The 25262-nt window shown below is 60.3% G+C and carries 25 protein-coding genes, 1 tRNA gene and 1 pseudogene; 20 read left to right on the top strand and 7 right to left on the bottom strand.

Annotated elements, in window-relative coordinates; genetic code table 11:
• Positions 1 to 11 precede the first annotated feature (11 nt).
• Complete coding sequence (locus JNB85_RS05860; RefSeq protein WP_220333427.1) at positions 12 to 857, top strand: oxidoreductase; 846 nt, start codon at positions 12 to 14, stop codon at positions 855 to 857.
• A gap of 32 nt (positions 858 to 889) precedes the next feature.
• On the opposite strand, the gene argB is transcribed toward JNB85_RS05860, so the two are convergent.
• Positions 890 to 1777 (bottom strand): acetylglutamate kinase, encoded by an 888-nt coding sequence (argB, locus tag JNB85_RS05855; protein WP_037100983.1) that lies wholly within the window; start codon positions 1775 to 1777, stop codon positions 890 to 892.
• 186 nt (positions 1778 to 1963) lie between these two features.
• Here argB and JNB85_RS05850 point away from each other — a divergent pair.
• Positions 1964 to 2374 (top strand): annotated as a pseudogene (locus JNB85_RS05850) (sigma factor-like helix-turn-helix DNA-binding protein).
• Positions 2371 to 3090: an anti-sigma factor gene (locus JNB85_RS05845; protein WP_220333426.1), complete on the top strand. Its 720-nt coding sequence runs from the start codon at positions 2371 to 2373 to the stop codon at positions 3088 to 3090. The pseudogene JNB85_RS05850 and the gene JNB85_RS05845 overlap by 4 nt, the downstream one beginning before the upstream one ends.
• Before the next feature lie 98 nt (positions 3091 to 3188).
• Here JNB85_RS05845 and yihA read toward each other — a convergent pair whose 3' ends face one another.
• From yihA to rpmH, 4 genes are all read right to left on the bottom strand, one after another.
• Positions 3189 to 3842, bottom strand: a complete 654-nt coding sequence (gene yihA, locus JNB85_RS05840) for a ribosome biogenesis GTP-binding protein YihA/YsxC (RefSeq protein WP_220333425.1) — start codon at positions 3840 to 3842, stop codon at positions 3189 to 3191.
• 129 nt (positions 3843 to 3971) lie between these two features.
• Positions 3972 to 5762 (bottom strand): membrane protein insertase YidC, encoded by a 1791-nt coding sequence (gene yidC, locus JNB85_RS05835; RefSeq protein ID WP_220333424.1) that lies wholly within the window; start codon positions 5760 to 5762, stop codon positions 3972 to 3974.
• Complete coding sequence (gene rnpA, locus JNB85_RS05830) at positions 5762 to 6163, bottom strand: ribonuclease P protein component (RefSeq protein WP_220333423.1); 402 nt, start codon at positions 6161 to 6163, stop codon at positions 5762 to 5764. Before rnpA ends, yidC begins: the two co-directional genes overlap by 1 nt.
• 22 nt (positions 6164 to 6185) lie before the next feature.
• Complete coding sequence (rpmH, locus tag JNB85_RS05825) at positions 6186 to 6320, bottom strand: 50S ribosomal protein L34 (RefSeq protein ID WP_016552555.1); 135 nt, start codon at positions 6318 to 6320, stop codon at positions 6186 to 6188.
• 451 nt (positions 6321 to 6771) lie between these two features.
• Between rpmH and JNB85_RS05820 the strand changes: the two genes are divergently transcribed.
• The 13 genes from JNB85_RS05820 to JNB85_RS05760 all read left to right on the top strand — a co-directional run bounded on the left by JNB85_RS05820 (position 6772) and on the right by JNB85_RS05760 (position 19629).
• Entirely contained in the window at positions 6772 to 8763 is a 1992-nt protein-coding gene (locus tag JNB85_RS05820; protein WP_220333422.1) for a methyl-accepting chemotaxis protein, read from the top strand.
• A 153-nt stretch (positions 8764 to 8916) separates the two neighbouring features.
• On the top strand, positions 8917 to 10437 hold the full coding sequence (locus JNB85_RS05815; protein WP_220333421.1) for a sensor histidine kinase: 1521 nt from the start codon (positions 8917 to 8919) through the stop codon (positions 10435 to 10437).
• A gap of 123 nt (positions 10438 to 10560) precedes the next feature.
• Positions 10561 to 10637 (top strand) — tRNA-Arg (locus JNB85_RS05810).
• A 263-nt stretch (positions 10638 to 10900) separates the two neighbouring features.
• Positions 10901 to 11092: a helix-turn-helix domain-containing protein gene (locus JNB85_RS05805; protein ID WP_220333420.1), complete on the top strand. Its 192-nt coding sequence runs from the start codon at positions 10901 to 10903 to the stop codon at positions 11090 to 11092.
• A gap of 133 nt (positions 11093 to 11225) precedes the next feature.
• Positions 11226 to 11540: a hypothetical protein gene (locus JNB85_RS05800; protein ID WP_220333419.1), complete on the top strand. Its 315-nt coding sequence runs from the start codon at positions 11226 to 11228 to the stop codon at positions 11538 to 11540.
• Positions 11541 to 11742: 202 nt separating this feature from the next.
• A complete protein-coding gene (locus JNB85_RS05795; RefSeq protein ID WP_220333418.1) occupies positions 11743 to 12114 on the top strand; it encodes a cell surface protein in 372 nt (123 codons plus the stop codon).
• A gap of 154 nt (positions 12115 to 12268) precedes the next feature.
• Entirely contained in the window at positions 12269 to 12544 is a 276-nt protein-coding gene (locus tag JNB85_RS05790; RefSeq protein WP_220333417.1) for a hypothetical protein, read from the top strand.
• A gap of 359 nt (positions 12545 to 12903) precedes the next feature.
• Entirely contained in the window at positions 12904 to 13563 is a 660-nt protein-coding gene (locus JNB85_RS05785; protein WP_220333416.1) for a class I SAM-dependent methyltransferase, read from the top strand.
• Positions 13564 to 13579: 16 nt separating this feature from the next.
• The gene (locus tag JNB85_RS05780; RefSeq protein WP_223216433.1) at positions 13580 to 14230 is read left to right on the top strand and encodes a TetR family transcriptional regulator; all 651 of its coding nucleotides are present in this window, start codon (positions 13580 to 13582) and stop codon (positions 14228 to 14230) included.
• 288 nt (positions 14231 to 14518) lie between these two features.
• On the top strand, positions 14519 to 15400 hold the full coding sequence (locus JNB85_RS05775) for an aldo/keto reductase (RefSeq protein ID WP_220333414.1): 882 nt from the start codon (positions 14519 to 14521) through the stop codon (positions 15398 to 15400).
• A gap of 502 nt (positions 15401 to 15902) precedes the next feature.
• On the top strand, positions 15903 to 17177 hold the full coding sequence (locus tag JNB85_RS05770; protein WP_220333413.1) for an alpha/beta hydrolase: 1275 nt from the start codon (positions 15903 to 15905) through the stop codon (positions 17175 to 17177).
• 77 nt (positions 17178 to 17254) lie between these two features.
• Complete coding sequence (locus tag JNB85_RS05765; RefSeq protein ID WP_220333412.1) at positions 17255 to 18502, top strand: NAD(P)/FAD-dependent oxidoreductase; 1248 nt, start codon at positions 17255 to 17257, stop codon at positions 18500 to 18502.
• 89 nt (positions 18503 to 18591) lie between these two features.
• Entirely contained in the window at positions 18592 to 19629 is a 1038-nt protein-coding gene (locus JNB85_RS05760) for a 4-hydroxyproline epimerase (protein ID WP_220333411.1), read from the top strand.
• Between the two features lie 9 nt (positions 19630 to 19638).
• Here JNB85_RS05760 and JNB85_RS05755 read toward each other — a convergent pair whose 3' ends face one another.
• Both JNB85_RS05755 and JNB85_RS05750 read right to left on the bottom strand, forming a co-directional pair.
• Positions 19639 to 20115: an RbsD/FucU family protein gene (locus JNB85_RS05755; RefSeq protein WP_220333410.1), complete on the bottom strand. Its 477-nt coding sequence runs from the start codon at positions 20113 to 20115 to the stop codon at positions 19639 to 19641.
• Positions 20099 to 21346, bottom strand: coding sequence for an ROK family transcriptional regulator (locus JNB85_RS05750; RefSeq protein WP_220333409.1), 1248 nt, complete (start codon positions 21344 to 21346; stop codon positions 20099 to 20101). Before JNB85_RS05750 ends, JNB85_RS05755 begins: the two co-directional genes overlap by 17 nt.
• Before the next feature lie 212 nt (positions 21347 to 21558).
• Between JNB85_RS05750 and JNB85_RS05745 the strand changes: the two genes are divergently transcribed.
• The 4 genes from JNB85_RS05745 to JNB85_RS05730 all read left to right on the top strand — a co-directional run bounded on the left by JNB85_RS05745 (position 21559) and on the right by JNB85_RS05730 (position 25206).
• The gene (locus tag JNB85_RS05745; protein ID WP_064693630.1) at positions 21559 to 22578 is read left to right on the top strand and encodes a sugar ABC transporter substrate-binding protein; all 1020 of its coding nucleotides are present in this window, start codon (positions 21559 to 21561) and stop codon (positions 22576 to 22578) included.
• Between the two features lie 149 nt (positions 22579 to 22727).
• Positions 22728 to 23792: an ABC transporter permease gene (locus tag JNB85_RS05740; RefSeq protein ID WP_220333408.1), complete on the top strand. Its 1065-nt coding sequence runs from the start codon at positions 22728 to 22730 to the stop codon at positions 23790 to 23792.
• A 2-nt stretch (positions 23793 to 23794) separates the two neighbouring features.
• Complete coding sequence (locus tag JNB85_RS05735) at positions 23795 to 24577, top strand: ATP-binding cassette domain-containing protein (protein ID WP_183823302.1); 783 nt, start codon at positions 23795 to 23797, stop codon at positions 24575 to 24577.
• Entirely contained in the window at positions 24574 to 25206 is a 633-nt protein-coding gene (locus JNB85_RS05730) for a nucleoside triphosphate hydrolase (RefSeq protein WP_220333407.1), read from the top strand. Before JNB85_RS05735 ends, JNB85_RS05730 begins: the two co-directional genes overlap by 4 nt.
• Positions 25207 to 25262: the final 56 nt, after the last annotated feature.

Raw genomic sequence — 25262 nt, 5'->3', positions numbered from 1 at the left:
GGGAGTTCACGATGAGTTCAATCGAAAAGCAGTTTCTCATTACCGGTGTCAGTTCAGGCTTTGGTCGTGCCTTTGCGCAGGCTGCATTGGAAAAGGGCCACCGCGTGGTGGGAACCGTGAGGAACGAGGAAGCCGCAGCTCTGTTCGAGAGCCTGGCGCCCGGTCGCGCAACGGCGGTTCGTCTCGACGTGACCGATATCGAGGCAATCGGACCGGCCGTTGCTGGCATCGAAAGAACAATAGGCTCGGTGGACGTCCTCATCAACAATGCCGGCTATGGGCATGAAGGGACTTTGGAGGAATCGCCGATCGAGGAAATGCGCCGGCAATTCGAGGTCAATGTCTTTGGCGCCGTCGGAATGATGAAGGCCGTTTTGCCGTTCATGCGCCGGCGGCGGGCGGGCCACATCATCAACATCACATCGATGGGCGGGTTTATCACCATGCCGGGCATCGCCTATTATTGCGGCAGCAAATTTGCGCTCGAAGGCATCAGCGAGGTTTTGGCAAAGGAAGTGAAGGCGTTCGGCATCGCAGTCACCGCGGTGGCTCCTGGCTCATTCCGCACCGACTGGGCGGGACGATCGATGATCCGCACCGACAGGAGCATTTCCGATTACGATGCGCTCTTCGATCCCATCCGCAGGGCACGCGAGGAAAAGAGTGGCAAACAGGCAGGCGATCCTCGCAAAGCGGCCGCAGCCGTGCTGGCACTGGTCGAGGCTGAAAACCCGCCGGTCCATCTCTTGCTCGGCGCCGATGCACTGGCGCTCGTTCGTGACAAGCTCAAGAACCTGAGTTCGCAAATCGATGCCTGGGAAGAACTGACGCTCTCGACGAATTTTGCCGAAGCATAAGAAAAAGGCGCCGGGGAGGGCGCCTTGTTCGGTCAGGGGACGATCAGCGTGCCGACGCCGTGTTCGGTGAAGATCTCGAGCAGCACGGAATGGGCCGTCTTGCCGTTCAGGATGACGACACCCTGCACGCCGGCCTTGATGGCGTCGATGCAGGTTTCGACCTTCGGGATCATGCCGCCGGAAATCGTGCCATCGGCAATCAGCGCATGGGCTTCCGCGACGGAGAGTTCCTTGATGAGCTTGCCTTGCTTGTCGAGCACGCCGGGCACGTCCGTCAGGAACAGGAGCCGGGTGGCGTTCAGCGCGCCGGCGATTGCGCCGGCAAACGTGTCGGCGTTGATGTTGTAGGTCGCGCCGTCGCGGCCAGGAGCAACCGGCGCGATGACCGGGATCATCTCGGAACGGGCCAGAAGGTCGAGCAGCGTGCGGTCGACTTCGACGACTTCGCCGACAAAGCCGAGATCGAGCACGCGTTCGATGTTGGAATCGGGATCCTTGACGGTCTTGCGCGCCTTTTCGGCGAAGACCATGTTACCGTCCTTGCCGCAGAGACCGATCGCCCATTCGCCGGTTTGGTTGATCAGCGCGACGATTTCCTTGTTGATCGAACCGGCGAGAACCATTTCGACGATCTCGACCGTCTTCTGGTCGGTAACGCGCAAGCCGCCTTCGAACTTGGATTCGATACCCATCTTCGTCAGCATCGCGCCGATCTGCGGGCCGCCGCCATGGACGACGATCGGGTTTACGCCGGACTGTTTCAGAAGCGCGATATCGCTGGCGAAGGCCTTGCCGAGCTCGGGATTGCCCATGGCATGTCCGCCGTATTTCACGACGATCGTCTTGTTTTCGTAGCGCTGCATGAAGGGCAGCGCCTGTGCGAGAAGACGTGCCTGGATTTCGCTTTCGGACTCGTTCATGGGGGACCCCGCGGAATTGATCGCGGCCTTTTATCTCAAGTTTTTGACAGATGGAATAATCCGGCACGCAATAGTTTTTCGTATCTAAGGCCGACCTGGGAACCTGCCAGTTCATATTGAAACTTTTGAACCTGAAACGTCCATTCGAGGCGACATGACTGGCGATTTGCAGATCTAACAGGCCGCGTGGTGCGCGGCGACCGCAAGGCGGAGGTCTACATAAGATATGGCAGCGCACCGGTGCCTTTTACGCCTGGTTCCGCGACATAGGAGACATGGTTTCCGGCAATTCTCGCAATCAGTCGATTCATGCAATCAGGGCACGCAATCCGGTAGTCGACGAAATCGGCGGCGCGCTCGGCCTTGCGATACCCGTTTCCGGTCCTGAAGCGCAAGTCGTGATTAATGATGAGGAAAGGCGGATTGACACCTGCATGGAAGAGTTGGAAGCTGGTCGTGCGGTCGCGGTGAAACGGGCTTATGTCGAAGGACTAAGCTCTCAGGAACTGGCCGATCAGTTTGGTGTCCCGCTGAATATGATGCGGACATGGCTAAGGACGCAGCCTGCTGAAACTGAGTGAGTGCATGGAACGATGACATCGCCCGACAAAAGCAAGGGAGACCGCTCCCGGGACGAGGTTCTTGCCGGCGAATATGTGCTGGGCGTCCTCTCCCTTCAGGATCGCAGGATCGTTGAGGAGCGTATGCGCCGTGACCGGCCCTTTGCCGCCATCGTCAGCCGCTGGGAGGTCAACCTCTCCAGCTTCAATGACGAGTATGGCACGGCTGATCCGAACCGCGAGACCTTCAGGCAGATCGAGGCGCGCCTCTTCGCCGATGCAGAAAGTGCGCCGCGCCTTTCGTATGGGCTATGGAATTCCGCCGCTTTCTGGCGCTCGCTGACATTTGCCTCGCTCGCGGTCACCCTGGGCGCCATCGCCTTTGCTTCCGGTCTCGTGCCCCAGCCTCCGGCATCGCCGCCGCTGGTGGCGAACCTCTCGGGACAGAACACTCAGGTCAATCTGGCGGCTTCCTACGAAATCCAGAGTGGCCGATTGAGGATCGTGCCGGTTGCGGCCGGCAAGCCGGAGGAGAAATCCCTGGAGCTGTGGCTCGTGCCGGGTAGCGGAACGCCCCGTTCTCTCGGCGTTTTCCAACCGGGCATGAATGGTGAACTGATCATCCCGACCGACATGCGAAGGCAGATTTCCGATGGCGCGACGCTGGCCGTCAGCCTGGAGCCGTTCGGCGGTTCGCTCACACACCAGCCGTCAGGCCCGATCATCGCCAGCGGCTCGATCCACAGACCGTAAAACGAAAATCTGTTCCTGAAACTCTTCTGCGGCGCCTCCGCAATTGCCGATATCCGGGCAGAGCAGGGGCATTAAGCAGCGGCTTCGAAGCGCCCTCTTTATTTCCAGTTGCTGACGCCGACCGTTTCAGCAATCGCCTGCCGCAGTTCGTCCAATCCTTCGTTCTTTTCCGAGGAGGTGGAAAGCACGGCCGGATAGGCGGCAGGGCGCTTGCGAATCTTCTCCGATGTTTCGGCAACCAGCTTCGGCACCGCAGGTGCCTTGATCTTGTCAGTCTTCGTCAGCACGATTTGGTAGGAGACGGCCGCCTTGTCGAGCAGCGTCAGCACGTCGTCATCATTCTTCTTGATGCCGTGGCGGCTGTCGATCAACACATAGACGCGCTTCAGCGTCGAGCGGCCGCGCAGATAGTCGAAGACGAGCTTCGTCCAGTTGTCCACCTGCTCCTTCGGCGCCTGTGCATAGCCATAGCCCGGCATATCGACCAGCGCCATCGGCGGCAGGTCGCCGCCCTCGCCGGAATAGCCGTCGGGAACGAAGTAGTTGAGCTCTTGCGTCCGGCCCGGCGTATTGGAGGTGCGCGCCAGACCTTTTTGGCCGACCAGCGCGTTGATCAGCGACGATTTGCCGACGTTCGAACGGCCGGCGAAAGCGACTTCCAGGGGGCCTTCCGGCGGAAGGAACTTCATGGAAGGCACGCCGCGGATGAAGATCCAGGGGTGGCCGAAGAGCGGCTTTGCGATTTCAGTCATGGCGAGTTCTGCAATCTCCGGTCGGGAATGAAACCGGCTTCGTGTTTTTGAGGTGGGTTGTCAAGGTTCGCCTGGCTCGGCCTTCTCGCGGCCCGAAACAAAAAGCCCCGCCGGAGCGGGGCTTCTCGACTATTTGGATGGTGCCGGTTTTCGCTTGAACAGGCTCTTCAGATTGGCGAAGAGCTCTACTTTCACGCCGTGACGCTTCATGATGACCGACTGTTGGATGACCGAAAGCGTGTTGTTCCAGGCCCAGTAGATCACAAGGCCCGCCGGGAAGCTTGCCAGCATGAACGTGAAGACAAGCGGCATCCAGTTGAAGATCATGGCCTGCGTCGGGTCGGGGGGGGTCGGGTTCATGCGCATCTGGAAGAACATGGTGACACCCATGATCAGCGGCCAGACGCCGAGATGCAGGAAGGTCGGAGCCTCGAACGGCAGCAGGCCGAAAAGGTTGACGATCGTCGTCGGATCCGGCGCTGAAAGATCCTTGATCCAGCCGAAGAACGGCGCGTGGCGCATTTCGATGGTGATGTAAATCACCTTGTAGAGCGAGAAGAAGATCGGGATCTGCAAGGCAACCGGCCAGCAGCCGGCGATCGGATTGATCTTCTCTTCCTTGTAGAGCTGCATCGTCGCCTGCTGCAGGCCCATGCGGTCGTCGCCGAATTTTGCCTTCAGCTCTTCCATCTTCGGCTGCATGCGCTTCATGTTCGCCATCGAAGCATATTGCTTGCTGGCGAGCGGGAAGAACAGCGCCTTGACGACGATGGTCGTGCAGAGGATTGCGACGCCGAAATTGCCGAAGTAGCGGAAGAAGAAGTCCATCAGCTTGAACATCGGCTTGGTGATGAAATAGAACCAGCCCCAGTCGATCAGGCGGTCGAAGCGCGGGATGTTGTAGCTCGCTTCGTAGCCGTCGATGACCGGAACTTCCTTCGCGCCGGCAAATACCAGGTTCTTGAGCTCGACCGACTGGCCGGGCGCCACCGTGAAGGCGTCTTGCTTATAGTCCGCCTGGTAGCGCGGCTGGCCATCGGCGAAATGTGAGAAGCGTGCGTCATAGGCTGCTTGCTGCGGCGGGACGATTGTCGCGGCCCAATATTTGTCGGTAATGCCGAGCCAGCCGCCGGTGGACTTTGCCGGAGTAACGGCCTCCTTCTCAACCGCCGTATATTTGCTCTCGATGAGACCGTCGTCGCCGATGACGCCGATGAAGCCTTCATGCAGAACGTAGACAGACGGCGTCGTCGGCTTGTTGTAGCGCGTCACACGGCCATAGGAAGAAAGCGAGACAGGCGCCTGACCGGCATTCTGGATCTTGTCCGTCACCGCGAACATGTAGCGCTCGTCGACCGAGATCGTGCGGGCGAAGGTGATGCCCTTGTCATTGGTATAGGTCAGCGTGACAGGCGTCTTTTCGGTGAGCTTGGCGCCCTCCGGTGCGGTCCAGACGGTGGCTGGGCCGGGAACGGCGCCTGTCATGTCGCTGCCGATATAACCGAGTTCGGTGAAGTAGCCGTCCTTGGTATCGGCCGGTGAGAAGAGTGTGATGATCGGGCTCGAATCGTCGACGGTCTCATGGTAGCCCTTGAGCTTAAGGTCATCGAGGCGGGCGCCGGCGAGGTTGATGGAGCCGGAAAGTGCAGCGGTGTCGATGGCGACGCGCGGCGTCTTTGCAAGTGCTTCTTCGCGGGTCGCAGTTGCTGCAGCCTGGCCCGTCGGGGCGGCACCGTTCGTCTGGGCGCCCTGGCTGGTTGCGGCCGGTTGCTGCGTCTGCTCGGTCTGCTGTTGTGCCTTCTGGGCTTCCTGAGCCTTGCGCTGAGCTTCGATGCGCGGGTTCATATAGAGAAACTGCCAGCCAAGGACGATCAGCACCGAGAGAGCGATCGCAATGAAGTAATTGCGGTTGTTTTGCATCATACGTTCCTGGGGCGCTCGTCTTTCGGGCGCCGGTGTTTCGGCCTGGTTTCCACGCGGGCTTTCAGTTCCGCGGCCAGTTCGTGAAAGGACGCCGTCAATACGTCCCTGCGGGCGACAACCACATAGTCGTGTCCGGCCTGCATTGCAAACCCTGCATGAAGCCGCACCGCCTCTTTAAGGCGCCGCCGCATGCGGTTTCGTTCAACCGAGTTGCCATGTTTTTTGGTGACTGTGAAGCCGACACGGGCTTCGCCGTCTTCTTCCTTGCGGTTCAGGACCTCGAGAAGGAAGAGACTGCCGCGGCGCTTTTCGCCCTCGCGGACTGCAAGAAATTGCGGGCGGCTCTTCAGCCGCCCGACAATCTTTTTGTTTTCTTTGGTCTTCAAGTCGCCCGCCATGTTCTATCGGGCAATTCCGGCCTTAGGCCGAAAGACGCTTGCGGCCGCGAGCGCGGCGAGCAACGATGACCTTGCGGCCGCCCTTAGTGGCCATACGCGCACGGAAACCGTGGCGGCGCTTGCGAACAAGCTTCGAGGGCTGATAGGTACGCTTCATTTATTTAAAACACCGCGGAGTGCGGCCCTTCTTGGATTTGCATAATGCAAGGAGCGTGGTTTTTCGAACGGGCGAGGTCACGAAAGACCTTGAATGACCGGACGTGCGGCGGCTTATACGGATGAAGTCTGCCAAAGTCAATTATCCAGGCGGATTCCCTGAATGCGCCCGGCGGATAGCAAGATTTCGCACTACGGTATTAACCAATGCGGTGGCTCACTATATGGTTGTATATTCGGCTTGAAACGCCGGAAAGCTTCCAGGCGCAGCGTTTCTTCATTGAATTTGTTCGATTATGGACGCTGGATAATTTGCACAACGGTAAATGTAGGTAATTTCTTGTAGTCGATATTGTTAATATTCGAAATACAACATTAACGAATTTGTCCGATCTTTCAGTGCATCGGCTGGAATCTGCTTCCAGGCATAGTGTAAAGTGAGGGAGCGTTCGTTGAAAATCCGCGGCAAAATCAATCTTCTTGTTTCCGTCATGGGCGGGGTTGCGCTTTTGATCGGCGCCACCGCGCTGTCGGCGATGAGCGAGTACAGCGCGAACCTGACGGCTTATGAGCATGCCGCGGCCCGCGCCTATGCCGGAGAACGCCTGAACCGCTTTGTCACCGCTGTCGTTATGGAATCGCGCGGTCTTTATGCTGCAAAGAGCCTTGAACAGACGCCGGCCTTCGGCAAAGGACTGATGGCTGACTTGGATGAGATCGACAAGGTCATCGCTGGCTGGGCGCCGCTGGTGCCTGACAGTCAGAAGGATTCCTTCGCCAAGCTTGTGGACCGTGCCAAAGAATTCCGCACTTTCCGCACGGAAACGGCTCGCCTCGGCACGCAGGTAAGCCCCCAGGCAGCCAACGAGCAGGGCAACAACGATGCCAACCGGGCCAACCGCAAGGCCTTCCAGGCGGAGATCGACGCCATCGTCAACACCGATAAGGCAGAGCTGACGCGGGTCAACGATGAGATCGAGGACTTCCGCAGCTGGATCCTGATGCTGGTCTTGAGCATCACCGGTATCGGCATTGCAGCCGGCGTCGGCATGGGCTTCTATATCGGTACCAGCCATCTCAGCCGGCCCATCAAGAAAGTCACGCACGCGATCAAGGAAGTCGCAAACGGCAATTTCCAGGCCGATGTGCCGTTTGCCGGCCGCAAGGACGAGATCGGCGAAATGGCGGCCGCTGTCGCCGTCTTCAAGGAAAACGGTCTTGTCATCCAGCGCATGAACGCTCAGGAGGCGGCCATGCGTGCAAAGAGTGACGACCTGCAGTCCAGCATGTCCGTCGTCGTGGCGGCCGCTGCCGCCGGTGATTTCAGCCAGCGCATCGATAAGGACTATGAGGACGAAAGCCTCAATCAGTTCGCGGGCAATATCAACAAGCTGCTGTCGAGCGTCGATGCCGGCGTCGACGAAACCCGCCGTGTCATAGCAAGCCTTGCTGAAGGCGACTTGACGCAGACCATGCGCGGTCAGTTCCAGGGCGCCTTTGCCGAACTGCAGAAAAACGTCAACAGCACGTTTGTCACACTGCAGACGACCATGCGCGAGGTGCGCGAGACGACCGAAGCGATCAACGGCAATACCAACGAACTCCGGAACGCCAGCGACGATCTTTCCAAGCGTACGGAACAGCAGGCTGCCGCACTGGAGGAAACCTCCGCTGCTCTCGACGAGATCACTGCCGTTGTTCAGAATTCGACCGAACGTGCGCATGAAGCGACGATCATGGTTTCCGAGGCGAAGGACAATGCCGGCCGCTCCGGCGTCGTGGTTCGCAACGCCGTCGATGCCATGGGCCGTATCGAGCAGGCGTCCCGCGAAATCAGTCAGATCATCAACGTCATCGATGAAATCGCCTTCCAGACCAACCTCTTGGCGCTGAATGCCGGCGTCGAGGCCGCCCGCGCCGGTGAAGCCGGTAAGGGCTTCGCTGTCGTGGCGCAAGAAGTGCGCGAACTCGCTCAGCGTTCGGCGACCGCCGCAAAGGACATCAAGGCGCTCATCACCAAGTCCGGCGACGAAGTGCAGGTCGGCGTCAAGTTAGTTCAGGCGACGGGTGAAGCTCTCTCGGAGATCGAGACGCGGGTCATCGCCATCAACGATCATATCCATTCGATCGCGACCGCGGCGAAGGAACAATCGACCGGCCTCAAGGAAGTCAATACCGCCGTCAACCAGATGGACCAGGTGACCCAGCAGAACGCCGCGATGGTGGAAGAGACCTCGGCTGCGACCCACAAGCTGTCAGCAGAAGCCGATGGCCTCGTACGCCTCATCTCCCGCTTCAAAGTCTCCAACGAGGCACCCGTTGCCGTTGCCCGCCAGCAGCATCACCAGCCGGTCGCCTCTCCGGCGCGCCGCGCGATTGGCCGCGTTGCGCGCGCCTTCAGCGGCAATGCCGCAGTTGCCGAGCAGAGCTGGGAAGAGTTCTGATAGCCTCCATGAAGGAGATCGGGACGCCGCTTTCGGGCGGCGCCTTCGTTTTGTGACGACTTGCCGCTCCTCGCAAAGATTTGAAAGCGGACTATTCTCGTCTATATAAGAGCTCATTCGGATGGCGGCCTTTCGCCGCACGGACAAGACGAGATGCCGGTTCAAGACCAGGGCGAGAGTTCCAAAGCAGAAAACATAGCGGCCGGCGAAACTGCCAGGAGTTTTTATCCGCGTGCCGGCATGTTCAGCCGCCTGTCGGGCAAGCTGCTCTGGCTCACCGTCTTTTTCATTATGCTGGCGGAAATCCTCATCTTCTTTCCCTCGATCGCGAGCATGCGTGTGCGCTGGCTGGAGGATCGACTGAATACCGCCGCCGCCGCGGCAATCGTCATCGATGGCCTGCAGCCGGTCGAGCTGCCGCGCGCGCTGCAGAAGGAGACGCTGGAAGCGACCGGCACCAAGGCGATCGTGTTGCGCAAGGACGGCACCTCGCGCCTGCTCGCGATGAGCGAGATGCCGACCTCGGTCGATGAATCCTACGACCTCACCGATATCCCGCCATTGACTTCGATGCGCGATGCGCTGGACACTCTGATCTTCGGCGGCAATCGCATGATCCGCGTCTACGGACCGGTGGGCGAAACCAATACCGGCGTCGAAGTGGTGATGAAAGACCGGCCATTGCGCAAGGCAATGTTGGTCTACGCCCGCAACGTGCTGCTGCTGTCGATCCTGATCTCGCTCTTTACCGCGACACTGATCTTCTTCGCCATCAACCGCATTCTCATCCGCCCGATCCGCAGGCTGACGGGCAGCATGCAGCAATTCGCCTCCGATCCGGAAAATCCTCTGCATGTCTATGTCGGCGATGGTGGCCGTGATGAACTGGCCGTTGCCGGGCGCAATCTCACCTCCATGCAGCTCGAATTGCAGAAGACGCTGAAGCAGCAGAGGAACCTTGCAGCTCTCGGCCTCGCGGTCTCGAAGATCAATCACGACATGCGCAACATCCTGGCGTCCGCCCAACTGATGTCCGACCGCCTCGTCGATGTCGACGATCCCATGGTGAAGAGTTTCGCGCCGAAACTGCTGCGCACGATCGATCGTGCCGTGGGCTACACGACCGAAGTCCTCTCTTACGGCAAGGCGACCGAATCGCCGCCGCACCGCCGCCGTATCCGCCTTTATGAGCTGATCCAGGAGGTGAAGGACATCCTTGCCATCGAGCCGCAGAGCGGCGTCGAGTTCGTCGAGCAGATGGGGCCGGATCTGGAAGTGGATGCCGATAGCGAGCAATTGTTCCGGATCATCCACAATCTCTGCCGCAACGCGCTGCAGGCGCTGACTTCGCCGGGCGAGCAGGGGCCTGGGATCGTCAGGCGCATCACGGTCGCCGCCCAGCGCGTCGGCAGCGTCGTCAGCATCACGATAGACGACACAGGTCCCGGCATGCCGCTGAAGGCGCGCCAGAACCTGTTTGCGGCCTTCCGCGGCTCGGCCCGCTCCGGCGGCACCGGGCTCGGCCTCACCATCGCCCGCGAGCTGGTGCTGGCCCATGGCGGCACCATCGCACTTGTGGAAAAGCCTTCGGTCGGTACGCAGTTTCGTATCGAAATTCCGGATCGCCCGGTTTCATTGGAGGATTATCGCAGCCGGTCGCACGCCGAAAAGTGATGCAATTTCCGCAAGCGAGTCTTGCCGAACCAAAGTCGCGATTTTTTTCGAATTGCTCTTGCATTGCCCGAAAAGACCCTTTAGAGAACCGCCCACGCAAGCGGCATGGCCGCCACTGCAGACGCACCCGTAGCTCAGCTGGATAGAGCACCAGACTACGAATCTGGGGGTCAGGAGTTCGAATCTCTTCGGGTGCGCCATCCCCACAAATATATGACTTCATGCGAGTGGCTACGCAATTGCGTGGCTTCGTCAAAGGCGATTCGCGTCGATTTTGATCGATCCTTCCACGGCTATAGCGGCGTCCGGCCGGAAACCGGCAGGGGTCAACGGCTGATCGGTTTACCGCCAGTGAGTTGCCGACCGTCGCCTTCCCGAACTTCTTGGTCCGATGAAGTGCGCGCCTCGAGGAACGGGCCACTCGACCGCGACATGGCTGGTAGGCCGGCTGGAGCGATCCGGCGTGGCCGATCGCGTTCCCTCACCCGGCGATCGACGTGTGAAGCTCGTGCGGGCGACGGAAAAGGGGGCTGAAACGAAGAACGAATTGCTGGCTGCTTATCATCGGCCCCCGCCGGAATTGGCAAGCCTGTCGGAGGGTGATCTGGATGCACTCGTCAGGATTCTCGGGAAACTGCACGCCGAAGGCGCTTGATCGCGCCGCCCGCTTGTAGCCGTGCAAAGAAATCTGCGAGAAACGGTGGCACCCTCATGCCTAGTTTCGCGCAACCTTCGGCGTCTATCTGCGGAAGCGATAGATTATGTCAGGTGAAGTGCCGGAGGATTGCATGAAGACGAGAATTGTTGGCGTGGCTGGTCTCGTCGCGATGATGGCTGCTCTGGCAGGCTGTATCGATCGCGCCAATGCGCCGGTGCTCGTGCCGGTCGCCTCACCCGTCAATCCGCCTGGTGTCACTCACAGCCTGTGTGTGTCCGATGCCAATGCCATGTATGATGAGGCGAACAAGCAGTACGACCTGCGTGCGCAGATGACCGGCCACCGCGATGCAGTGGAACGGGAAACCAATGCAAGCGGCGCCGCCCATCGGCAATACCTCTCTTGCGTCGCAAGCCAAGGCTACCGTCCTTTATACGCGAATTGAGAACAGTGAATTCACGCACCCGATGAATTGTCGGCGGCGATTGCTCTCCGGGCTTTTGCAAAATCGCACTTTTTTGATTTTTTGTGTCTTTCAGTCGCGCCGGATCGCCTGCAATCACAAGTGTAGGAGGCTGCGTTGATGGGGGAACTTCACCCGCGCAAAATGCATTTTTCATACGTAAATCCAGTAAGGAGGATTTATCATGAAAACGCTCAATATAGCTCCGTCCGCCTTTGCGCTCAGCGCTCTTCTCGCCCTCTCGCTTACCGTTCCCGCGCTGGCGGCGCCCGTTCAGCAAGCCCGGATTCCGGTCCCGACGAATGCGGAAATGGTGCAATATAAAGCCCATACCGCTTATTGGCACGGCTATCGCGGCTCCGCTACGGAACGCCCCGGTACCCGCCGTCATTCCGATGGCTTCTGGTATCCGCTTGCTGCGTTCGGCGTCGAAGCCGGCACCACGGGCTCGGTTGTCCGCAACCCCGAGAACCGATCCGCACCTAAAGCGATGTGCAACCCCACGTTTGGTGGCTCCGTCGGCCCCGGCAGCATGCCGTGCGACAACGGCTACTGAGCCGGCAAAGTAAAGGGCGGCCGCGAGCCGCCTTTTTCTCGCGCGCCGCCGAATCTCACGTATCCGTGATCCCTGTTGCGGCGCAGTAGAATATGACAAATCCGCTTCCCAGCTCCTTGGCGTAATTTCCAACAATCCCCCAAGGAGACATGAAATGATCAATGTAGTGAAGAATGGCTTCATGGCCGTGGCCTTTGGCGCAATCATCAGCGTTTCGGCATTCGCATCTGCCAACGCGGCTCCGGCTCAACAACAACAGGTCGTGAAGCAGCACAAAAACACCAACGCTCGCAACGAGCCTCGCACGACCGGTTCGGTCGATGGCGCATCCAACGGCTCGGCGCCCTATCAGTACAGCCGGAAGAAGCCGCTCAACATGGCTTGCGGCCTGCGCTTCAATCCGACCAGCAGCTCGGGCTGCAACTACTGAGGCAGTGCAGGCACAAGGCAGGGGAGAATGGGACTGACGTCCCTGCAGCGAAAGAGGGCAGCCTTCACCGGCTGCCTTTTTCGCTCCAGGAGCCTCGCTCCCGGTGTCAGAGGAAAGACTGGTGACATCTTCAAGTATCTGCCACAGCTTCGCCAGACGCCTTGAAAGGGGCAGTGGTGCATCAGGTGTCGGCATTATTGCATTAATTGCAAATATGCATTAGGTATAAAAATACACGAAATGTTGTTGGAAGCAGACATACGCCAGGACGATGGATTGACGGAGCTGCCTTCGAATTGACATGCTGCAGACGATCGTCGCATCGATGGTCAGTCGCGTTTCAGACAGGTGGGATAATCATGATCGCAAACGGTGCATTCTCCGATCTCCTGCATTTTTTCCGTTCCTGGCTGAGCAACCCGCTGAGGGTGGCCGCCATCGCGCCCTCTGGCGACTCGCTTGCGCGCATCATGACCAGCGAGATCGCTGCTCTGGATGGTCCGATCATCGAGCTCGGCCCGGGCACCGGCGTCTTTACCCGCGCGCTGCTTGCGCGTGGCATCAGCGAGTGCGACCTGACGCTCATCGAATACGGTCCTGAGTTCATCGGGTCACTTCGGAACCGCTTCCCTGACGCGCGTATCCTGCAGATGGATGCCGGCCATCTGGCGCAGGCCAATATTTTCGAGGGTGAACCCGTTGGTGCGGTCGTCAGCGGTCTGCCGCTGCTTTCCATGTCGCCGCGCAAGATCGCCTCGATCCTTGCCGGCGCCTTCGTCTATATGCGGGCCGGCGGCGCCTTTTACCAGTTCACCTATGGGCCGCGTTGTCCCGTACCGCGTCCGATCCTCGACCGCCTGGGCCTGAAGGCCACGCGTATCGGCGGTACGGTTCGCAACCTGCCGCCGGCCTCCGTCTATCGGATTTCACGCCGCAGGCCGCTTGAGCTCTCGCGTGAGCGTTTCAAATATCGTAGCGGCGGAGTGGATATGGAGATCGCCGCTGAAGCGGACGACTGAACGACAGCTGATGGGAATGACCGAGAAGAAACTGCCTGAAGCCGTCGAGGGCAGGCGTGAGCGCAAGCGTCGCCAGACCCGCGAGCGCATCGAACAGGCAGCGATTACCCTCTTTATGGAGCGCGGGTTCGACGCGACCACCATCGAGGAGATTACCGAGGCAGCTGATGTCTCGAAGCGCAGTTTCTTCGACTATTTCCCGTCGAAGGAAGAGGTTGTCTTCGCCTGGCAGGATTCCTTTGCTGATCGCCTGATGACGGCGGTTGCCGCACGTCCAACCGGCGAATCCCCCGTCAAGACCGTTGAAGAAGCCCTTATCGCCACTGTGACTGCCTCGACTGACGAGCGCGCTCTGGCGCTCAGCGAACTGATCCATTGCACGCCAACCCTCAAGGCCCGTGACCAGCTCAAATATGCCAAGCTGGAGCAGAAGCTGACCGAGGCGCTGGTCACCCGCAGGGGCGGTGATCCGGATGCACGGGCGCACATGCGCTTGCTTTCGGCTGTTGTCATCGGCGCGCTGCGCGTTGGCGGTGAGCTCTGGCAGCAGCGCGTGCCGGATACTCCGACCGAAAGCGTCTCGATGGAAGCCTTCGCACGCGGGATCTTTCGTGAGCTCTGGAAGATGCTGGCCGAATTCGGCGAAGAAGCAAAATCCCGGTTCTAGGGAATTCCGCGCCTAGACGATCACTTTCTGTCGCGCTGCTTCCGATCGGTACTTCGCAGGAAGTCGTGAGGCGCGTCGAAGATCGACGATGGACGAACTGCGCCGAAAGTTTGAGGTCAACATTTCCGGTCTGGTGGCTGTCATGGAGGCAGTCCCGCCCTATATGCGCACTGTTGCTTTGGGCGTGGCGCGATCAGCCCCGTTCGCGAGAAGCTCGGCTTCGACGCTTGGGAGCAGGTTTCCAGCTGACTGATTTGAATGATTTATTGACCAAGAGAGGAAAAGACGATGAGCGATTACAATGCAGCGAAATCGGGCACCTTCAAGATAGGTGGCGATATGGAGGTCAACCGTCTCGGCTTCGGCGCCATGCGCGTCACCGGCGACGGTATCTGGGGCAATCCAGCCGATCGCGATGAATCGATCCGCACCCTGAAGCGTCTGCCGGAACTCGGCATCAACTTCATCGATACGGCCGATTCCTATGGCCCTGACGTTTCCGAATGGCTGATCAAGGAGGCGCTTTACCCCTACAAGAAGGGCCTCGTCGTCGCCACCAAGGGCGGCCTCACGCGCCACGGCCCAAACATCTGGCTGCCGCTCGGCCGCCCGGAATATCTGATCCAGCAGGTGCATAAGAGCCTGCGCAACCTCGGTGTCGAGCAGATCGATCTCTGGCAGCTTCACCGTATCGACCCGAAAGTGCCGGCCAAGGAGCAGTTCGACACCATTAAGTCGCTGCTCGATTCCGGCTTGATCCGCCATGCCGGCCTCAGCGAAGTCTCCGTCGCCGATATCGAAGCCGCCTCCAAGGTCTTCAAAGTCGCAACGATTCAGAACCGTTACAATCTCGTCGACCGCACCAGCGAGGATGTTCTCGACTATTGCGCCAAGCACAATATCGGCTTCATCCCCTGGTATCCGTTGGCGGCCGGCGATCTCGCCAAGCCGGGCTCGCTGCTCGATACCATCGCCAGGAAGCACAATGCGGCGCCGAGCCAGATCGCGCTGGACTGGGTGCTGAAGCGCAGCCCCGTCATGCTGCCTATCCCGGGCACGTCGAAGGTCAAGCATCTCGAAGAGAACGTCGCTGCGGTCAACATTACGCTGTCCGACGACGAGTTTGCTGCCCTTGATGCGGAAGGCAGGAAACTCTTCAAGGCCGCCTGATAAACATAAAATCAGCGATGAAACGGCCGCGGTTTCAGCCACGGCCGTTTCGTCATTTCCATGCGACATCGGGAAAGGTACGCAGCCCATGGGATTCATGCATGGGCAATGTGCGGTATATTTTGATCAGTTGATCAAAGATGCCGCAAAATGAGGCGCACGCGTGGCGCCAGGGAGGCAAGCATTGCGCCACATGCATTGCTGCATTGCGGTAATTTCGCTGTTCTCCAGCGAATGAATTGAGTATTGATAATCACGAAGGCAGCGCACTCCTCCTCCCAGCGCTCCTTCATCGGACTGACAACACTCCTCCTCCCAGTTGTCGGTCAGGATCAAGAGCCCGACGCACCTCCTCCCGCGTCGGGCTCTTTCTTTTTCCGGATGACCGTTCTCCCAAACCTTCGTAAAATTGACTCCGCCCTTGGCCTCGGCCTATCTGAAGGCGCGCAGCGAGCGCATGTTGGTGGTTTGGCGCGATGGCGCCTGAACCTGCGGAGATGTCATGATCGGCAGATGCAGTGTTTTGGGCAAAGCTCTCGCAGCCCTGCTCGTCCTTTTCCTCCTCGTTTCCTGCGGTCGGCCTATCGGCGTCATGCAGGCGGCTGGCACGGTTCCGCCGGGCACGTCGCGCGTCGATTTGCTGGTAGCGACCACGCGCGCTGCCGATGAAAATCCGGCCATTCTCTTCTCCGGAGAGCGTGGCACCGGGTTGATCGTCGATGCCGTCGATGTCTCCATTCCTCCGGAAGCCAATCGGAAGGTCGGGCAGGTGCAATGGCCCCGCCGTCTACCTGCCGATCCGCTCAAGGATTTCGTCACTGTCGCAGTCGATCCGCTTAATGGAGAGAAGGCGGGCGAGAACTGGTTGAGAACGCATATGCCAAAGAGCAAGCGCGTCCTCATCTTCGTACATGGCTTCAATAACCGTTATGAGGATGCGGTCTATCGCTTCGCACAGATCGTCCATGATTCGCATGCCGACGTGGCGCCCGCCGTTTTCACGTGGCCTTCGCGCGCCAGCATCTTCGACTACAACTACGACAAAGAGAGCACCAACTATTCGCGCGATGCGCTGGAAGAGCTGCTGCGGCGCACGGCGGACAATCCGTCGGTAGGTGATATCACCATCATGGCCCACTCCATGGGGACCTGGCTGACGGTCGAGGCGCTGCGCCAGATGGCGATCCGCGACGGCCACGTAGCCTCCAAGATCAACAACGTCATCCTTGCCTCGCCGGATCTCGATGTCGACGTGTTCGGCCGCCAGTTTCAGAGCCTCGGCAAGGACAGGCCGCATTTCACCATCTTCGTTTCCCGGGATGACCGCGCGCTCGCGCTCTCGCGGCGCATCTCCGGCAATGTCGATCGCCTCGGCCAGATCGATCCGTCCGCCGAGCCCTATCGCAGCAAGCTGGAGGCGGCCGGTATCACCGTGCTCGACCTCACCAAGCTGAAAACCGGCGATCGCCTGAACCATGGCAAGTTCGCTGAAAGTCCGGAAGTGGTGAAGCTCATCGGCGACCGGCTGATTGCCGGTCAGACGATCACCGATTCCGAAGTTGGGCTCGGCGAAGCGGTCGGCGCCGTCGCCATTGGCGCGGCCCAGACGGCTGGCAGCGCAGTCAGTCTCGCAGTCAGCACGCCGATCGCCATCTTCGATCCACGCACCCGCCGCAACTACGATGCCCAGGTGCGCCGTCTCGGCCAATCGATGAACAATACCGTGGGTTCGGTGGGCGACAGCGTCGGAGCGGGGCTGCAGGAAGACACTCAGTAAAAAACCATAGGCATCCGCTTCGTTGTGATATATCACGTCTCCGGCGGCAATCGACTCTGCCGTGCGGTGGACAAGACATGGTAAATGAAAATAGGACGGTGGCCGTTGTCGGCGCCGGTGTGATCGGCGCTTCGATTGCTTTCGAATTGCAGCGGCGCGGTTTTCAGGTAACGCTGATCGACAAGGGGGAGCCGGGCAGGGGAACCTCCTACGGCAATATGGCGAGCATCGCGCTCGACTTCGCGGCCGGTTCCGGTCCGTCGACATGGAAGAAGCTGCCGCGCTGGCTGGTCGATCCGGAAGGCCCGGTCTGGCTGCGGCCGGGCTATGCGCCGAAAATCCTGCCCTGGTTCCTGCGGTTTCTCGCAGCCGGCCGTCCCGCCCGGCTCAGGGAGATTGAGGATGCGGGCATGAGCCTCTCCAAGACCGCTCTCGGCGATTTCCGCACCATGCTCGATGCGATCCGCGCGCCCGATCTGATGACCGAAGAGGGCTGTCTCGCGATCTATGAGACCGAGGCCGAATTCGATGCGGACCGTGGCCATCTCGAATTGATGCGGCGCTATGGCCTGGAATTCGAGGTGCTGAGCAACGGCGCAATCCAGTATTACGAGCCGACCCTTTCGCCGAAAATCGCTAAGGCAGTGTTGTTGCCGGACAACAAGTCGATCCGCGATCCGTATGAACTTGTCGTAAAGCTCACCGATGCCGCAAGGGCCGCTGGCGCCGATTTCGTGTTCGGCGAGGTAAAAAGCGCCGAACGCAGCAGTGATGGCAAGCTTGCCATCCTGCTCGAAAACAGTAGCTGCATCGAAGCCGACAAGGTCGTCCTGGCCGCCGGCGTTCATACACGATTCCTCGCAGAGGCTCTCGGCGAGCCCATCCCGCTTGAAACCGAGCGCGGCTACCATACCCAGATCATGCAGCCCGGAATTTCCATGCGCTATTCGGTGATCTGGCCGTATCGTGCCTTCATGGTCACGCCGACGGCCGGCGGTATCCGCATCGGAGGGAATGTCGAGCTGGCCGGTCTGACGGCTCCTCCCGACTTCCGCCGTCCGCGTGTGCTCGTGCGCCACGCGCAGCGAATTCTGCCCGATCTCAGGGTTCAGGACACCAGCGAATGGATGGGCCATCGCCCGGCGCTGCCGGATACGATCCCTATTATCTCGCCCTCTTCGAAAATACCTGGCGTCTTCTATGCCACTGGCCACGGCCATCTCGGTCTGACCTATTCGGCAACGACAGCACGGTTGATTGCGGATATGGTGGCGGGTGTCAAAACATCAGTCGATATCAAGCCGTTCCGCATCGACAGGTACTAGGACTGGTCATGGCCGGAACCTTCGTCACCCGTAATAATATCCGCGTCGGTGGAGGCACCGCGCGCGTCACGTCTGATTGGAGTTGAAGGATGAGATGGAAGCGCACGATCCAGCTTCTGGATGTTCATGCCGAAGGTGAAATCGGCAAGGTGGCGATCGGCGGCGTGCCAAAGATTCCGGGCGAGACGGTTGCGGCCCAGCTTCACTGGCTGAACACCGACCCCAAGGGGCAGGAGCTTCGTCGCTTCCTCTGCCTTGAGCCGCGCGGTGCACCGATCGGCTCGGTCAACCTGTTGCTGCCGGCGAAGCATCCGGACGCAGACGCGGCCTTCATCATCCTGCAGCCTGATCAGGCGCATGCGAGTTCGGGCTCGAATTCCATCTGCGTGACGACCGCTCTTCTGGAATCCGGCATCGTCGAGATGAAGGAGCCGGAAACCGTCGTGACGCTGGAAACCGCGGCCGGCTTGGTCAAGGCCACGGCCACCTGCCGCGACGGTCGCTGCGAAAAGGTGAAACTGACCATGGTGCCGTCCTTCGTCCAAGAACTGGATGTCGAGATCGACACGCCGCATTGGGGAAAAATCAAGGCGGACATCTGCTACGGCGGCATCTTCTACGCACTGGTCGATGTCGGTCAGATCAATCTGACGATCGAAAAGGCGAATGCCGCTGGACTGGTGCAGGCTGGCATGATCCTCAAAGACCTGATCAACCGCAATACCAAAGTCGTGCATCCGGAAATCCCGGCAATCTCAGGCGTGGCCTATGTCATGTTCCGCGATACCGAGGCGGATGGCACAGTGCGCACCTGCACCACCATGTGGCCGGGACGCGCCGATCGCTCGCCCTGCGGCACGGGCAACTCGGCTAATCTCGCGACGCTCCATGCGCGCGGAAAGGCAAAGGTCGGTGATATCTTCAAGTCGAAATCGATCATCGGCTCGGAATTCGAAGTCGGCCTGCAGGCGGTGACGGAAGTGGCCGGAAAACCGGCCGTCATCCCGACGATATCGGGTCGCGGCTTTACCTTCGGCCTGTCTCAGGTCGCACTCGACCCCTTTGATCCGCATCCCCTCGGTTTTGCGCTGACGGATGTTTGGGGACCATCGGCCGGCGAGATCTGACGGCTGACATCAATAGACGAAGGGATCGACCTCGGCCTTGGCGGGTTCGTCACCGGCCGAAGGATAGATCACGCCCTTGCGCAGGATGATATTGGCATAAAGCCTCGGCTCGCTGGTCTGGATGACGGCGTGGGCGGCGCGCACGCGGCCATAAAAATCCTGCCCCACCATCGGAACGACCTGCCGCTCCGGCTCGTGTCTGGCGCAGCAGGCGATCATTTCCTCATGCACGGGATCGAGCTTGTCACGCTCGGTCTTCACCGTCGAACGGAAGATCGCTTCCTCCACGAAATCGTCGATCGGCAGCACGCTCAAAACGGCGTCGAGAACCGGAATGAGATGATGTCCGTCGAGCCGGATCAGCCGCCGACCATGTTCGACGCCCGGATAATTGCCGTCGACGATGGCGATTTCATCGCCGTGGCCCATGGCCCGAAGTGTCGAAAGCAACTCCGGGCTCAATAGCGGATCAAGTCCTTTCAGCATGGTCTACCTCCTTGAAGAGAACGTTCTGGTCGGTGAGGTAACGCGCGAAGATCGGCAGGCTGGCGCCGCCGATGGCGCGTGCCTGCGCTCCGACCGCGCCCTCGATGATTTCGGGCATGACGACGCCCTGCAGGTCAAGCTTGGCTGCTTCGTCGATCGTGGCCTGCACCACACGGCTGCGCACCCAGGCGGGAAAGCCGCCGTCGATGACGGCCGCGCTGAAATCGACGATCGAAGCGGCCGCGACGATCGCCTGCGCCAGCGCCTTGGCGGTGTCCTGTATCCAGCTTTCCATCGGCTCGCCGAAATCCACCCAATCGTCGGCGGAATACCAGAGCGGCTCGGGATCGATGCCTCGCTCGCGCAGCATATTCTCGAGAACGAAGATCGAGGCGATTTCGAGCAGCTGCTTCGTCTCGCCGTTCTTGCCGCGCACCGGCAGCGGCCCGATCGCGCCCGCCGTCCCGGTGCGGCCGGAAAAGATCGCCGAGTTCAGCACAATGCCGCCGCCGATGAAGGAGCCGATGAAGAAATAAACGAAATCCGGATAGGAAGGCCCGACCCCGAAGACCAATTCCGCCCCGCAGGCGCTGGTCGCATCGTTCTGCAGGAATACCGGATGGGGGACGCGCGCGGCGATATCGGTCTGCAGGTCGACATCGCGCCACACCTCCATCGCGCCCGCCGGCGCTCCCACCTCTTCGGCCCAGTTCCAGAGCTCGAAAGGGGCGGCAATGCCGAGGCCGGCAATGCGGCTGCGCTGCTTTTCGTCGAGCCGGCCTTCGAGCTCCTGGATGCCGGAGGTGACGAAGGCGAGGATTTCGTGCGGCAACGGATAGGCGTAGGTCCGGTGCAGCTGCATGCGGATACGGCCGACGAAATCCATCAGCACCAGATCGGCGCTGCGCCGCCCCATCTTCAAGCCGAAGGAATAGACGGCGTCGGGGTTGAGATGCATTGGGATCGATGGCTGGCCGACGCGACCGCGTACCGGATCCCCGCGCAAAAGCAGGCCTTCCTTTTCCAAGACCCGCATGATGACCGAGACGGTCTGCGCCGAAAGCCCGCTGCGGCGCGCGATATCGGCCTTCGACAATGCGCCGTAGAGGCGCACCAGCGACAGCACGAGCCGCTCGTTATAGGCCCGTACCCTGACCTGGTTCGCACCCCCGGCCGGATTGAGAATTGGTGGCGGGGCCGGCATGTTTTCCGGTCCATCCAAGGATGACATGGCCGCTCCTCCAGATCGTTGGCCTATGCCCGATTTTTGCCGAGCATGCCACATCGAATTAATAATTCAATTGGATTTATTTATTGACAAGCCGATTTCTTTCGCTCTTAATTGCCATCGTCAAGGGCACAGGAAGGCTTTGGAAAGTCTCCGAGTGCCGCCTTTAATTCCGGCCCCGCAGGGGCGGCGCCGGCAAACTCTGGGAGGAGTCCATGAAGAAATCCGTTCTCGCTTTCGGCGCGCTCGCGCTCGGTGTCGCCTTTTCCGCTCCGGCCATGGCGGCCGACGTTTCCGCCTGCCTGATCACCAAAACCGACACCAATCCGTTCTTCGTCAAGATGAAGGAAGGTGCGACGGCCAAGGCCAAGGAACTCGGCGTTTCGCTGAAGTCCTATGCCGGCAAGATCGATGGTGACAGCGAAAGCCAGGTTGCGGCGATCGAAAGCTGCATCGCCGACGGCGCAAAGGGCATCCTGCTGACAGCTTCCGACACCAAGGGCATCGTGCCTGCGGTCAAGAAGGCCCGCGACGCCGGTCTGCTCGTCATCGCGCTCGACACGCCGCTGGAACCGGCCGATGCCGCCGACGCCACCTTCGCCACCGACAACCTGCTCGCCGGCAAGCTGATCGGCCAGTGGGCCAAGGAAACGCTCGGCGACAAGGCCAAGGACGCCAAGGTCGGCTTCCTCGACCTGACACCGTCGCAGCCGACGGTCGACGTTCTGCGCGACCAGGGCTTCATGATGGGCTTTGGCATCGATCCGAAGAACCCGGACAAGATCGGCGACGAAGACGACAAGCGCATCGTCGGTCATGACGTGACCAACGGCAACGAGGAAGGCGGCCGCAAGGCCATGGAAAACCTTCTGCAGAAGGATCCGAGCATCAACGTCATTCACACGATCAACGAGCCGGCCGCTGTTGGCGCCTATCAGGCGCTGAAGGCCGTCGGTATGGAAAAGAACGTGCTGATCGTGTCCGTCGACGGTGGTTGCCCGGGCGTCAAGTCGGTCAAGGAAGGCGTCATCGGCGCCACCTCGCAGCAATATCCGCTGCTGATGGCGTCGCTCGGTATCGAGGCGATCAAGAAGTTCGCCGATAGCGGCGAGAAGCCGAAGCCGACCGAAGGTAAGTCCTTCTTCGATACCGGCGTCTCGCTGGTTACCGACAAGCCGGTATCCGGCGTTAAGTCGATCGACACCAAGGAAGGCACGGACAAGTGCTGGGGCTAAGCCCGATCTGTTGAAAGAGAAAACGGCTGGGGCTTGATCCCCGGCCGTTTTGGACGGACGATGTGCCGTCGCTCCCCGGCTAAGCAACAACGGATGAACAGGAGTGACGGCCTCCGCGCGGTTCGGCGCGCGGATGCGGAGGAGGAACAATGACCGGAGCACAGGAATTCGAACGCGTCCTCGACGGCAGCGACAAGAGCGTCGCCTCTTTCGAGCACCAGGATGTCTCGCTGATCAAGCGCGCGCAGCATTTTCTGCACTCGACGCCGGCCGCCGTGCCGCTGATCGTGCTGGTGCTGGCAATCGTGATCTTCGGGATAGCGATCGGCGGACGGTTCTTCTCGTCCTATACGCTGACACTGATCCTGCAGCAGATCGCCATCGTCGGCATTCTCGGCGCCGCCCAGACGCTGGTCATCCTGACCGCCGGCATCGATCTTTCGATCGGCGTCATCATGGTGATCTCGGCTGTTATCATGGGCAATGTCGCGGTCACCTATGGCATACCGACGCCGATCGCGGTCGCGGCCGGCCTCCTTGTCGGCGGCCTGTGCGGATTGCTGAACGGCTTCCTTGTCGCCTTCATGAAACTGCCGCCCTTCATCGTCACGCTCGGCACCTGGAATATCGTCATGGCGACGAATTTCATCTATTCCGCCAACGAGACGATCCGTGACGCCGACGTCGACGAACAGGCGCCCCTGCTTCATCTTTTCGCTGCGAGCTTCAAGCTCGGCAGCGCCGTGCTCACCCTTGGGGTCATCGCCATGGTGCTGCTCGTCCTGCTGCTCTGGTATGTTCTCAATCACACCGCCTGGGGCCGGCATGTCTACGCCGTCGGCGACGATCCGGAGGCGTCAAAGCTGTCCGGCATCCAGACCAAGCAGGTGCTGCTGGCCGTCTATACGATATCGGGCATCATCGCCGCCTTCGCTGCCTGGGTCTCGATCGGCCGCAATGGCTCGATCTCACCGTCCTCGGCCGTCACCGATTATAATCTTCAAGCGATCACCGCGACTGTGATCGGCGGTATCTCGCTGTTCGGCGGCCGCGGCTCCATTCTTGGCACGCTCTTCGGCGCCATGATCGTCGGCGTCGTGTCGATGGGGCTCAACATGCTCGGTGCCGATCCGCAATGGAAAGTCCTGCTGACGGGCGTGCTGATCATCGCCGCCGTCGCTATCGATCAGTGGATCAGAAAGGTTTCGGTGTAATCATGGCTCGCGAACCCCTTCTCACCGCCCGCGGCCTCGTCAAGCGTTATGGACGCGTCACAGCGCTCGACAATGCCGATTTCGACTTGTATCCGGGTGAAATTCTCGCCGTCATCGGCGACAACGGCGCCGGTAAGTCCTCTCTGATCAAGGCGATTTCAGGCGCCGTCACGCCCGACGAGGGGGTGATCACCCTTGAAGGCCGGCAGGTGCAGTTCAGGTCGCCGATGGAGGCGCGTGAGGCCGGCATCGAGACGGTCTATCAGAACCTCGCTCTGTCGCCGGCATTGTCGATCGCCGACAATATGTTCCTCGGCCGCGAGATCCGTAAACGCGGCCCGCTCGGCTCGGTGTTCCGCATGCTCGACCGGCCGGCGATGGAAAAGCTGGCGCGAAACAAGCTGTCGGAACTCGGCCTGATGACGATCCAGAACATCAATCAGGCAGTGGAGACGCTTTCGGGCGGCCAGCGTCAGGGCGTTGCTGTTGCCCGCGCCGCCGCCTTCGGCTCGAAGGTCATCATCATGGACGAACCGACGGCGGCGCTTGGCGTCAAGGAAAGCCGCCGCGTGCTCGAACTGATCCTCGACGTGCGCGCCCGTGGCCTGCCGATCGTGCTGATCTCCCACAACATGCCGCATGTATTCGAGGTAGCCGACCGGATCCATATCCACCGTCTCGGCCGTCGCCTCACGGTGATCGATCCGAAGGAATATACAATGTCCGACGCCGTCGCCTTCATGACCGGCGCCAAGGCGGCGCCGACGGAGCCTGTTGCGGCATGAGCGCACGCATCGATGACATCGCCGGCGAGGTTCTTGTCCGCGCCGGCGATGCTAAACGTTTCCTGATCGCCGTCGCCGGGCCACCGGGTGCGGGAAAGTCGACGATGGCCGACAATCTGGCCATCGCGCTGAAGGCCAGAGACGAAAGCGCAGAAGTGCTGCCCATGGACGGCTTCCACATGGACAATGCCATCCTGATCGAACGCGGCCTCCTGGCGCGTAAAGGTATTCCCGAAACCTTCGATGTCCGCGGGTTTCTCGATATCATCCGCGCCGTCAGGCGGGCTGACCAGGAGGTTCTGGTGCCGGTCTTCGACCGCTCGCGCGAGCTCGCCATCGCGTCGGCCCGCGCCATTTCCCCCGATCATCGCTTCATCATCGTCGAAGGCAATTACCTGCTGTTTTCGCTGGGCAAATGGGCCGAACTCGAAGGTGTGTTCGATTTTTCGGTGATGCTGGCGCCGCCGATCGAGGTGCTGGAAGAGCGGCTCTGGGATCGCTGGCGCGGCTATAAGCTGACTGAGGAAGAAGCCAGCGCCAAAGTCTACGGCAACGACTTGCCGAACGGCCGTCTCATCCTCGAAAATCGTCGGCCTGCCGACATCACACTGGAACTCGCGCTGGCCTGAGCAGTTGTTTCCGCACCGGTCTTGATGCTATCGAAGCGCAACCCGCATCGCTTCGG

The organism is Rhizobium mesosinicum (assembly GCF_019511345.1).
Lineage (GTDB): Bacteria > Pseudomonadota > Alphaproteobacteria > Rhizobiales > Rhizobiaceae > Rhizobium > Rhizobium mesosinicum.
This window is presented reverse-complemented; position numbering and strand designations above follow the sequence as displayed.

What these genes read in the sequence shown, in the direction of transcription:
- JNB85_RS05760 (WP_220333411.1), top strand. Translation starts at nt 18,592, where the DNA reads ATGAGATGGAAGCGCACGATCCAGCTTCTGGATGTTCATGCCGAAGGT.
- JNB85_RS05745 (WP_064693630.1), top strand. Translation starts at nt 21,559, where the DNA reads ATGAAGAAATCCGTTCTCGCTTTCGGCGCGCTCGCGCTCGGTGTCGCC.
- JNB85_RS05790 (WP_220333417.1), top strand. Translation starts at nt 12,269, where the DNA reads ATGATCAATGTAGTGAAGAATGGCTTCATGGCCGTGGCCTTTGGCGCA.
- JNB85_RS05800 (WP_220333419.1), top strand. Translation starts at nt 11,226, where the DNA reads ATGAAGACGAGAATTGTTGGCGTGGCTGGTCTCGTCGCGATGATGGCT.
- JNB85_RS05795 (WP_220333418.1), top strand. Translation starts at nt 11,743, where the DNA reads ATGAAAACGCTCAATATAGCTCCGTCCGCCTTTGCGCTCAGCGCTCTT.
- JNB85_RS05730 (WP_220333407.1), top strand. Translation starts at nt 24,574, where the DNA reads ATGAGCGCACGCATCGATGACATCGCCGGCGAGGTTCTTGTCCGCGCC.
- JNB85_RS05815 (WP_220333421.1), top strand. Translation starts at nt 8,917, where the DNA reads ATGCCGGTTCAAGACCAGGGCGAGAGTTCCAAAGCAGAAAACATAGCG.
- rpmH (WP_016552555.1), bottom strand. Translation starts at nt 6,320, where the DNA reads ATGAAGCGTACCTATCAGCCCTCGAAGCTTGTTCGCAAGCGCCGCCAC.
- JNB85_RS05845 (WP_220333426.1), top strand. Translation starts at nt 2,371, where the DNA reads ATGACATCGCCCGACAAAAGCAAGGGAGACCGCTCCCGGGACGAGGTT.
- yihA (WP_220333425.1), bottom strand. Translation starts at nt 3,842, where the DNA reads ATGACTGAAATCGCAAAGCCGCTCTTCGGCCACCCCTGGATCTTCATC.
- JNB85_RS05785 (WP_220333416.1), top strand. Translation starts at nt 12,904, where the DNA reads ATGATCGCAAACGGTGCATTCTCCGATCTCCTGCATTTTTTCCGTTCC.
- yidC (WP_220333424.1), bottom strand. Translation starts at nt 5,762, where the DNA reads ATGCAAAACAACCGCAATTACTTCATTGCGATCGCTCTCTCGGTGCTG.
- JNB85_RS05780 (WP_223216433.1), top strand. Translation starts at nt 13,580, where the DNA reads ATGACCGAGAAGAAACTGCCTGAAGCCGTCGAGGGCAGGCGTGAGCGC.
- JNB85_RS05765 (WP_220333412.1), top strand. Translation starts at nt 17,255, where the DNA reads ATGGTAAATGAAAATAGGACGGTGGCCGTTGTCGGCGCCGGTGTGATC.
- JNB85_RS05860 (WP_220333427.1), top strand. Translation starts at nt 12, where the DNA reads ATGAGTTCAATCGAAAAGCAGTTTCTCATTACCGGTGTCAGTTCAGGC.
- JNB85_RS05750 (WP_220333409.1), bottom strand. Translation starts at nt 21,346, where the DNA reads ATGTCATCCTTGGATGGACCGGAAAACATGCCGGCCCCGCCACCAATT.
- JNB85_RS05755 (WP_220333410.1), bottom strand. Translation starts at nt 20,115, where the DNA reads ATGCTGAAAGGACTTGATCCGCTATTGAGCCCGGAGTTGCTTTCGACA.
- JNB85_RS05735 (WP_183823302.1), top strand. Translation starts at nt 23,795, where the DNA reads ATGGCTCGCGAACCCCTTCTCACCGCCCGCGGCCTCGTCAAGCGTTAT.
- JNB85_RS05770 (WP_220333413.1), top strand. Translation starts at nt 15,903, where the DNA reads ATGATCGGCAGATGCAGTGTTTTGGGCAAAGCTCTCGCAGCCCTGCTC.
- JNB85_RS05740 (WP_220333408.1), top strand. Translation starts at nt 22,728, where the DNA reads ATGACCGGAGCACAGGAATTCGAACGCGTCCTCGACGGCAGCGACAAG.
- JNB85_RS05775 (WP_220333414.1), top strand. Translation starts at nt 14,519, where the DNA reads ATGAGCGATTACAATGCAGCGAAATCGGGCACCTTCAAGATAGGTGGC.
- rnpA (WP_220333423.1), bottom strand. Translation starts at nt 6,163, where the DNA reads ATGGCGGGCGACTTGAAGACCAAAGAAAACAAAAAGATTGTCGGGCGG.
- argB (WP_037100983.1), bottom strand. Translation starts at nt 1,777, where the DNA reads ATGAACGAGTCCGAAAGCGAAATCCAGGCACGTCTTCTCGCACAGGCG.